Genomic DNA, 1961 nt, shown 5'->3' with positions numbered 1-1961 from the left:
CGACCTCTCCTTCAAGCCCCAATTGTAGATCCATCGCGCACAACCAAACGATCGCGCAAGCTGATCGGCCTGATCAGGCGTCGGGTAAAATCGGTAACGATAGGCGCGTTGAATCAACATGACCGTAATTATACAGTGAATTTAAGGCGTAAGTCAAGAACTTTCTCCTTATATCTCCGGCGTAAACGCCGAAGTTTTACGGAGAGGACGATAAATTTCACTATTTTTATATTATAGAGATTTTAATCACAAAAACAACAATAATCTTGTTATCATGAAACTATTGTACCAAGTTAACGTTGTCACCGCTCTTTGGGGCTGTTCCAGGGATTGCGGATGAGCGCAAAAACAGGTAGACCCTTGGGATTGTTTGAACTTATTCGCAAATTCACGACGCATCAGACAAAGATTGTAAACACTCAAACCGTTTGAGGGGCGGTAGAATGCCAGCATGCCGCCCCCTTCCCCCCCTCCCACACCCGCGTACAACGTCAATCAGCAATTGCTGAGGTATTTGGGCCTGGCGACCGTCGTGGGGATATCCGGCTCTCTTGCCGTTCTCACCTTCCACCAGTTTCTTTTGTGGCTGGAGGACATCCTGTACGGCTCACACCAAGGGTTGGTAGCCAATGCCGCCCACCTGTCGCCGGGGATTCGGGTACTTGTTCCGGCCTGCGGCGGATTGATTGCAGGACTGATCCTGCAATATTTCCTTCTCGCCAGAAAAAATGATTCCGGATCAGATTACATGGAAGTGATCGCGGCAGGCAGCGATGTTCCCGTGCGTTCCTCACTGTTAAAGTCGGTAGCCTCCGCCGCCACAGTGGTTTCGGGGGGATCGATTGGGCGCGAGGGTTCCATGGTCCAACTGGCCGCACTGACCGGAAGTATTTTCGGCAGCATCCTTCGCCTGACCGCTGCAGAGCGACGTTTTGCGGTGGCCTGCGGTGCGGCGGCGGGACTGGCTGGCGCTTACAATACACCGATTGCCGGCGCGCTGTTCGTCGTTGAAATTATTCTGGGCGAAATCAGGGTGAGAAGCCTTGGGCCCCTTTTATTGGCCGCGGCGATTGCCGATTTTGTGGTGCGTCACGTCAGTGGTGCCGCGCCCATCTTCGCGGCAACGCCCGGCAATTTGCAGAGCCTGATGGAACTGCTCATGGTGGTGGGAATGGGACTCGTTTCGGGGCTGTTGGGACCTTTGTTCATTGTGGCATTGGATCGCACCCATCATTTTTTTGCCCAACTACACCTGCCCCTCTGGCTGAAAATGACCTGTGCAGGGTTGGCCGTGGGGGGACTTTCAGCCATCCGTCCAGAAGTATGGGGAAATGGCTATTCGGTGATCAATTCATTGCTCCATCAATCGTGGTTGTGGCAAAACATTCTGCTTATCCTGGGGCTGAAAATACTGGCAACCATTCTGACCTCCGGTTCGGGGGCGGTGGGTGGGGTGTTTACACCCACGTTGTTTATCGGGGCGGCACTCGGGACACTGGCTGGCCATATGGCCCAAACTTTTCTACCAGAAACTTCATTAACTGCTTTTACCTTGGTGGGCATGAGCGCATTTCTGGCTGCCGTGACTCATGCCCCATTGACAGCGGTAATGATGGTGAGCGAAATGACCTCCGGTTACGGGCTCGTCCCTGCGTTGTTGGTGGCCAGCCTGACCGGTCATTACATCTCTTCCGTTTTGCATCCGCCCTCCATTTACGCGCGTTCGATTCCAACCGACCATCCCACTCAAACCCCCCCCACCATTTCATTCTGAACACAGAGAACCGGGCAATGAGATTTTTCTCGCAGGTGAGGCACGGATCGGTCCTGTCTCACTAAACCTCCCCATGTCTAAAGACAGGGGGTTCTAAGGGCGAATCCACCGGGGTCTCCTGGCTCTCGCGTCGCCGCTACAGCATCCAGGCCATGACCGATGGCAAACCCTCTATCACAAACGACCT

The 1961-nt window shown here is 53.7% G+C and carries 2 protein-coding genes; one reads left to right on the top strand and one right to left on the bottom strand.

The genetic code is table 11. The annotated features are described in order from the left end of the window. Positions 1-120, bottom strand: a 120-nt coding sequence (locus IV91_RS19815) for a helix-turn-helix domain-containing protein (RefSeq protein ID WP_200874403.1), incomplete at its 3' end; no start/stop codon positions are given. A 331-nt stretch (positions 121-451) separates the two neighbouring features. On the opposite strand from IV91_RS19815, the gene IV91_RS0112160 reads away from it, so the two are divergent. Beyond that, complete coding sequence (locus IV91_RS0112160; protein WP_051862674.1) at positions 452-1774, top strand: chloride channel protein; 1323 nt, start codon at positions 452-454, stop codon at positions 1772-1774. Positions 1775-1961 lie beyond the last annotated feature (187 nt).

It is taken from the genome of Ferrovum myxofaciens (genome assembly GCF_000735045.1).
GTDB lineage: Bacteria > Pseudomonadota > Gammaproteobacteria > Burkholderiales > Ferrovaceae > Ferrovum > Ferrovum myxofaciens.
This window is presented reverse-complemented; position numbering and strand designations above follow the sequence as displayed.